Origin of the sequence: Pseudomonas sp. (assembly GCF_049645325.1) — a bacterium.
GTDB lineage: Bacteria > Pseudomonadota > Gammaproteobacteria > Pseudomonadales > Pseudomonadaceae > Aquipseudomonas.
Map to the genome: position 1 here is coordinate 1 of NZ_JBARTQ010000138.1, position 6691 is coordinate 6691.

The 6691-nt window shown below is 60.4% G+C and carries 8 protein-coding genes; 3 read left to right on the forward strand and 5 right to left on the reverse strand.

All coding sequences use genetic code 11. From position 1 onward, the window contains the following. Positions 1-96: 96 nt before the first annotated feature. On the reverse strand, positions 97-975 hold the full coding sequence (locus WBB95_RS06110; protein ID WP_424486746.1) for a LysR family transcriptional regulator: 879 nt from the start codon (positions 973-975) through the stop codon (positions 97-99). Positions 976-989: 14 nt separating this feature from the next. Then, positions 990-1646 (reverse strand): peroxiredoxin-like family protein, encoded by a 657-nt coding sequence (locus tag WBB95_RS06115; protein WP_424486747.1) that lies wholly within the window; start codon positions 1644-1646, stop codon positions 990-992. Between the two features lie 225 nt (positions 1647-1871). Here WBB95_RS06115 and WBB95_RS06120 point away from each other — a divergent pair, with 225 nt between their 5' ends. Further along, entirely contained in the window at positions 1872-2060 is a 189-nt protein-coding gene (locus WBB95_RS06120; RefSeq protein WP_424486748.1) for a type II toxin-antitoxin system HicA family toxin, read from the forward strand. Positions 2061-2071: 11 nt separating this feature from the next. Then, complete coding sequence (locus WBB95_RS06125; RefSeq protein ID WP_048729935.1) at positions 2072-2476, forward strand: type II toxin-antitoxin system HicB family antitoxin; 405 nt, start codon at positions 2072-2074, stop codon at positions 2474-2476. Between the two features lie 122 nt (positions 2477-2598). Here the strand turns inward: WBB95_RS06125 and WBB95_RS06130 are convergent, their stop codons facing one another. Beyond that, positions 2599-3795 (reverse strand): MFS transporter, encoded by a 1197-nt coding sequence (locus tag WBB95_RS06130; RefSeq protein ID WP_424486749.1) that lies wholly within the window; start codon positions 3793-3795, stop codon positions 2599-2601. Between the two features lie 178 nt (positions 3796-3973). Between WBB95_RS06130 and WBB95_RS06135 the strand changes: the two genes are divergently transcribed. Beyond that, positions 3974-4588, forward strand: a complete 615-nt coding sequence (locus WBB95_RS06135; RefSeq protein ID WP_424486750.1) for a DUF5666 domain-containing protein — start codon at positions 3974-3976, stop codon at positions 4586-4588. 128 nt (positions 4589-4716) lie between these two features. On the opposite strand, the gene WBB95_RS06140 is transcribed toward WBB95_RS06135, so the two are convergent. Both WBB95_RS06140 and WBB95_RS06145 read right to left on the reverse strand, forming a co-directional pair. Continuing rightward, positions 4717-5721, reverse strand: a complete 1005-nt coding sequence (locus tag WBB95_RS06140) for a sulfate ABC transporter substrate-binding protein (protein WP_424486751.1) — start codon at positions 5719-5721, stop codon at positions 4717-4719. Positions 5722-5826: 105 nt separating this feature from the next. Next, a complete protein-coding gene (locus WBB95_RS06145) occupies positions 5827-6651 on the reverse strand; it encodes an ion transporter (RefSeq protein WP_424486752.1) in 825 nt (274 codons plus the stop codon). Between the last annotated feature and the right edge of the window lie 40 nt (positions 6652-6691).

Below are 6691 nucleotides of genomic sequence, written 5' to 3' on the forward strand. Positions count from 1 at the left end.
GCTTTGGTTACTTTCGCGCTTTTCGAAAGTGACCCGCTGTAAGAGCGGAACCCATAGTGGCCGTCACCCAAATAACGGATATGCCCACGAAACCCACTAACCCAACAACCCCTCCACATAATCAACAAACGCCCGCGCCTTGGCGCTCGCCATCCTGCCCGTCGGAAACACCGCCCATAAATCGATCGGCGACAGTTGCCAGTCATTCAGCACCGTTTTCACCTCGCCACTCGCCAGCTCCGGCGCAAACATCCAAGTCGACGCCAGGGTCAAGCCCAAATGGCTCAGCACGGCGGCGCGCACGCCTTCCGCTGCGGTAACGCGCACACGGCCACGGGCGACGATCGAATGTTCGGTGTCGCCTTGACGGAAGGTCCAACTTGAACCGCCACCCAGGCTGTAGAGGATCGCCTGGTGTTGCAGCACATCCGCCGGTGTCGCAGGTTCGCCAAAGCGTTCGAAGTAGGCCGGGGTGGCGAGGACTTGGCGGGGCGACTGGCCGATCTTGCGTGCGGTCAGCCCAGAGTCGCTCAAGTTGCCCATGCGCAGGGCGACGTCGATGCCTTCTTCCACCAGGTTGAGGCTGTGGTCATTGAGCACCACTTCAATATTGAGCCCAGGGTAGTGCGCCAAAAACGGCCCCAGGTGAGGAATGATGTGCAACCGCGCGAAGGTGGTCGCAGCACTGATGCGCAAATTACCCGACAGCCCAGCGCCGGCGCCTCGCGCTGCGTCATCGGCCTCGTTGGCTTCGTCGATGGTGCGCTTGGCCCGCTCGAAATAGGCCAGGCCTGCTTCGGTCGGGGTCAAGCCGCGCGTTGAGCGCAACAGCAACCGCACCGCCAGGCGCGTCTCCAGGTGCGCGATGCTCTTGGAGACGGCAGGTTGGCCTATCCCCAAGCGTTTGGCGGCGGCCGAAAACGAGCCGGTCTCCACCACGTGAACGAAGGTTTCCATGGCGGTGAGGCGGTCCATCGAGTGTCCTTGGATTATCGGGTGAGGGCGTCGAGCATCGCCGACGGTTCTGGGCGTTGAGTGTAATCCGGGTTGACCTCGGCGTAACGAATCACGCTGTCCTGGCCGATCACATAGCGGGCGGGCATGGGCAGGGTCCAGGCCGGGTCATCATTGATCAGCGGCAGGTTATTGCCGAAGCCTTTGTAGAGTTCGATCAGGTAGTCCGGCAGTTCAAAGCGCAGGCCGAAAGCCGCGGCGACGTCGTTATGGGTGTCGCTGAGGATCGGAAAATCGAGCTCGACGATGCGCTCGGATTTGCGGCTGTTGGCAGCGGTCTGTGGCGACAGTGCCAGCAGGTTGGCACCGGCGGCTTTCAATGTTGGCAGAAAGGCCTGCAGCGCCTGCAATTCCATATTGCAGTACGGGCACCACACGCCTCGGTAAAACGTCAGCACCAGCGGGCCTTTGGCCAACAGGTCGGCAGACGAAACCAGTGTGCCGTCGGCATCCTTGAGGCTGAACAGCGGCGCTTTGTCGCCGACGTTGAGCGCACGCTGTGCGGCGCCGGAGGCGATCAGCTCGGCGGTGGCGCGCTCCATGATCGGATGGATGTGGGCCGGGGCGTTGTAGGGCGGCTTGCCGGCTTTGAAGTCAGCGCGGAAGGCATCAAGTGTGGCTTGAAGTGTCATGGTGATATTCCCTCGGGAGATGGGCCGGGTTGGCTGGAGCGATGATGGGCTCAGCCGGGCGGTGCCAGAAGTGAGGTCGGCTGCATAATATTTATGCCCTGAAGGAATAAAACCGCGCCGTTTCACTATTCGGTAAAACAACCGCCAGTCGGCGTGGGCTATTCTGTGCTTGAGTAAAGATAACTCTAGGGTTACTTTTATTCAGGCCAAGCCAAGGAGGCTGGGGTGCAAAGCAGGCTATTGATCAAGGCGCTGCAAGAGGCGGGTTGGGTGCTGGATCGGCTCACAGGCAGTCATCATATTTTTACTCACCGCTATAACCCGTACACGATACCGGTGCCGCATCCCAAGAAGGATCTGCCGCTGGGCACCGTCAGAAGCATCAGGAAGCGCGCCGGGCTGTTTCAGTTTTAAGGAGAGCATTCATGCAATACCCAATCTGTATCGAATGGGGCGATGACTTCACCGCCACCGGCATTCAGATCCCCGATATTCCCGGTGCAGTCACCGCCGGCGACAGCTTTGAAGAGGCGTACAACGCCGCCGTGGAAGTGGCGCACATCATGCTGCAAGAGATCGCGGCCGAAGGCGGGGTGATTCCGATGCCGACGTCGGTGGCCAATCATCATGCCCACGAAGATTATGCGGGGATGGGCTGGGGGATGTTGGAGCTGGATATCTCGCCCTATCTGGGCAAGACCGAGAAGGTCAATGTGACCTTGCCGGGGTATGTCATCCAGCGCATCGACCGGTATGTGCGCGAACACAAGGTCAAAAGCCGCTCGTCATTTCTGGCGGATGCGGCATTGGAGAAGTTGGTGCGTTCGTAGTGCGATCGCTGTAGGCGCTGGCTTGCCTGCGATGCAGAGACTTCGGTGTATCAGGCATGCCCGGTTGATGCCATCGCAGGCAAGCCAGCTCCCTCAGTGGCCAATGCCTACAGGCGATGCGTCTACGCCACTGCCGGCGCAGCCTGGCGCGAAGCACTCAGAAAGCGCAACAGCGCCAGCAGCGGGAATGCGCTGCCCACCAGCATCACGCCCAGCCAGCCGCCGTGTTCGTACACGCTGCTGGCAATTGCCGAGCCGAATGCACCGCCGATGAAAATACTGGTCATGTACAACGCGTTCAGGCGGCTGCGGCTGGTGGCGTCGAGGGCGTAGATGGCGCGTTGGCCGAGGACCATGTTCATCTGCACGCAGAAGTCCAGGACCACGCCAGTCACTGCCAGGCCGATCACGCTGTACAGCGGGTGTACGAAAGCGGGCAGGAAGCTCAGCGCGGCAAACAGCATCGCCAGCAGCGATGCGCGGTGGGTGTGGCCGGCATCGGCGAGGCGGCCAGCAATAGGCGCGGCGATGGCGCCCAGGGCACCGACCAGAGCAAACAGGGCGATCTCGGTTTGGCTCAGGCCGTGATTACGCGCCAGTTCCAGCGGGGCGGCGGTCCAGAACAGGCTGAACGTGGCGAACATGCAGCCCTGGTAGAACGCGCGCTGGCGCAGTACCGGTTGCTGGCGCAGCAGGGTGCCGAGAGAGCGCAGCAACTGGCCGTAGCTGGCGCTGTGATCGGGTTGACGCTTGGGGATCGTCAACAGCAGGACCACGCTGATAAACGCCATCAGTGCCGCGGCGGCCATGAACATCGCACGCCAGCCGAAGTGGTCGGCCACGAGGCTGGACACCGGCCGTGCCAGCAGGATACCCAGCAGCAGGCCACCCATGATGCTGCCGACCACGCGGCCACGGGATTCGGCCGGGGCCAGGTGCGCGGCCAGAGGGATCAGGATCTGCACCGACACCGAGCTGAACCCGATCAGCAACGACACCAGCAGGAACAGGTTCGGCTGCTCGGTGAAGGCTGCGCCCAACAGGCTGGCGATGGCCAGCACGGTGGTAGCGATCATCAGCTTGCGGTTTTCCAGCAGGTCGCCCAGCGGCACCAGGAAAAACAGGCCAAGCGCATAGCCGATTTGCGTCAGGGACACGATCAGGCTGGCCATTGCCGGGGTCAGGCCGATGTCCGGCGCGATCAACTCGATGATCGGCTGGGCGTAGTAAATGTTGGCAACGATGGCGCCGCAACAGAACGCAAACAGCATCACCATGCCTCGGGTCATGGTGCTTGTAGCGTGTGGGGTAGCGTTCATGGGGTTCTCGTTAAAGCGAAGGAAGGTGGCGTGCGAGAGTAAAGACAACGCCGTGACCGGAGTAGGGCGCTGGCGGTGATATCACTCATGCGGGAAATTAATGACTGAAACGTTAACTTTCGGGTCGAACGGCAATGATACATTCAGACATAACTGCCGAAACAGGAAATCCACTGACATGAAGATCACGCTCAACAAGATGCTCCTGGCTTCCACCCTCGCCGCGGCCATGGCCGTTGGCCTGGCTAATGCCGCCGATGCCCCGCGAGTCGGCGTGCGCGGCGCCATCACTGCGATGGACGGCGACGCGATGCACGTCAAGGTCAACAGCGGTGAAGACGTCACCGTGCACCTGACCAAAGACACCCTGGTGCGCGCCGTTACCTTGGCCAAGATCGATGAGATCAAGCCGGGCAGCTACATCGGTTCGGCGGCGATGCCGAATGCCGATGGCAGCCTGACTGCGCTGGAAGTCCACGTGTTCCCACCGGCGATGGCCGGTACGGGCGACGGGCACCGCGCGTTTGATTTGAAAGAGGGCAGCAGCATGACCAACGGCACCGTTGGCGACTTGGTGGTCAGCAACGGGCGCACCTTGACCGTTAAGTACAAAGGCGGCGAGCAGAAGATCGTGGTGCCGGATGATGTGCCGATCGTCAACCTGGAGCCGGGGGATCGCAGCTTGCTCAAGGTCGGGACGAAGGTAGTGATGTTCGCGGCGAAGGGCGCGGATGGGACCATTACCGCCCAGGCCATCTCGGCGGGTAAAGACGGCGTAACGCCGCCGATGTAACTGCCCAACACAACACCAACTGTGGGAGCTGGCTTGCCTGCGATGCAGGCACCTCGGTGTATCAGGCAGACCGAGGTGATGCTATCGCCGGCAAGCCAGCTCCCGCAGTGTTTACCGCGTTTGTTCAGTTATTGACCCGAATAGATCTGGTCAAAAATCCCGCCATCATTGAAGTGGGTCTTCTGCACGGTGCGCCAGTCACCAAAGGTTTTCTCGACCGACAGGAAGTCGACTTTCGGGAAGCGGTCGGTGTACTTGGCCAGCACCTTCGGGTCACGTGGACGCAGGTAGTTGTTGGCGGCGATTTCCTGGCCTTCCGGCGACCACAGGTAGTTCAAGTAGTCTTCGGCCGCCACGCGGGTGCCTTTCTTCTCGACCACTTTGTCGACCACCGACACCGGCGGCTCAGCTTCAGCCGAGACGCTTGGGTAGATCACTTCGAACTGGTCACGGCCGAATTCACGGGCGATCATTTCTGCTTCGTTTTCAAACGTCACCAGCACGTCGCCGATCTGGTTGGTCATGAAGGTGGTGGTGGCGGCGCGGCCACCGGTGTCGAGCACCGGCGCGTGTTTGAACAGCTCGCCGACGAACTTCTTCGCCTTGTCTTCATCGCCGCCGTTTTTCAGCACGTAGCCCCACGCTGACAGGTAGGTGTAGCGGCCGTTACCCGAGGTCTTCGGGTTCGGCACGATCACTTGCACGCCATCCTTGAGCAGGTCCGGCCAGTCTTTCAGGGCCTTGGGGTTGCCCTTGCGCACGATGAATACGGTGGCGGAGGTAAACGGCGCGCTGTTGTTCGGCAGGCGGGTGACCCAGTTGTCCGGCACCAGTTTGCCGTTGTCCGCCAGCGCGTTGATGTCGGTGGCCATGTTCATGGTGATCACGTCAGCCGGCAGGCCGTCGATGACCGAGCGCGCTTGTTTGCTGGAACCGCCGAAAGACATCTGCAAGGTCAGCTTGTCGTTCGGGTGCTCGGCTTCCCAGTGTTTCTGGAAGGCGGCGTTGTAGTCTTTGTAGAAATCGCGCATCACGTCGTAGGAGACGTTGAGCAGAGTGACCGGGGCGGCCTGGACGGCACCGGCCAGGGCCAGGCCGGCGGCCAGGAGAGAGGCGCTAACGAGTTTTTTCACTGCTCATTCCTTGTTGTTCGAGAAGGTGATCGGTTGAGTGGGGGCAATTTGCCATCGACTATAACGGGCGCCGCATAGACGTTTAAAGATTAAAACGCTCTGTGCTTATTCCAGTTTATGAAAAAGATTATTGCCACAGCGCGAGCAAAACGCCGCGTTGGGTTCATGGCTGTCTTTCTTGCACACCGGGCAATCGTGCTGCAGCTGTTCACCGCGCATGGCGCTGGCCAGTTCGGCGGTAAAAATCCCGGTGGGCACGGCGATGATCGAATAACCGGTGATCATCACCAGTGACGAAATCACCTGGCCCAGCGGCGTCTTCGGCACGATATCGCCGAAGCCCACGGTGGTCAGGGTCACGATCGCCCAATAGATGCCCTTGGGAATACTGGTGAAGCCATGCTCCGGACCTTCAATCACGTACATCAAGGTGCCGAACACCGTCACCAGCGTGCACACGCTCACCAGGAACACCACGATTTTCTGCTTGCTGCCACGCAGCGCGGCCATCAAATAGTTGGCTTGCTTGAGGTACGGGCTGAGCTTGAGCACGCGGAAAATCCGCAGCATGCGAATGATGCGGATGATCAGCAGGTACTGCGCGTCACTGTAATACAGGGCGAGGATCCCGGGCACGATGGCCAGCAAGTCGACCAGCCCATAAAAGCTGAAGGCATAACGCAGCGGCTTGGGCGAGCAATACAGGCGCAGCCCGTACTCGATGGCGAAGATGACCGTGAAGCCCCACTCAATGTAGGCCAGCACATTGGCGTAGTCCTGGTGAATCTGATCGATGCTGTCGAGCATCACGATCACAATACTGGCGAGGATGATCAGCAACAGGATGCCGTCAAAACGTCGCCCGGCCACTGTGTCGCTCTGGAACACCATGACGTAGAGCCGCTGACGCCAGTCGTTGTTGCTGTCCATAAAAACCCGCCTGAATCGAATATCGAGCAAGCCTAGGGGG

Bases quoted from the DNA above. Each gene is read 5' to 3' on its own strand.
- WBB95_RS06110 (WP_424486746.1), bottom strand. From the start codon at position 975: ATGGACCGCCTCACCGCCATGGAAACCTTCGTTCACGTGGTGGAGACC.
- WBB95_RS06115 (WP_424486747.1), bottom strand. From the start codon at position 1,646: ATGACACTTCAAGCCACACTTGATGCCTTCCGCGCTGACTTCAAAGCC.
- WBB95_RS06125 (WP_048729935.1), top strand. From the start codon at position 2,072: ATGCAATACCCAATCTGTATCGAATGGGGCGATGACTTCACCGCCACC.
- WBB95_RS06130 (WP_424486749.1), bottom strand. From the start codon at position 3,795: ATGAACGCTACCCCACACGCTACAAGCACCATGACCCGAGGCATGGTG.
- WBB95_RS06135 (WP_424486750.1), top strand. From the start codon at position 3,974: ATGAAGATCACGCTCAACAAGATGCTCCTGGCTTCCACCCTCGCCGCG.
- WBB95_RS06145 (WP_424486752.1), bottom strand. From the start codon at position 6,651: ATGGACAGCAACAACGACTGGCGTCAGCGGCTCTACGTCATGGTGTTC.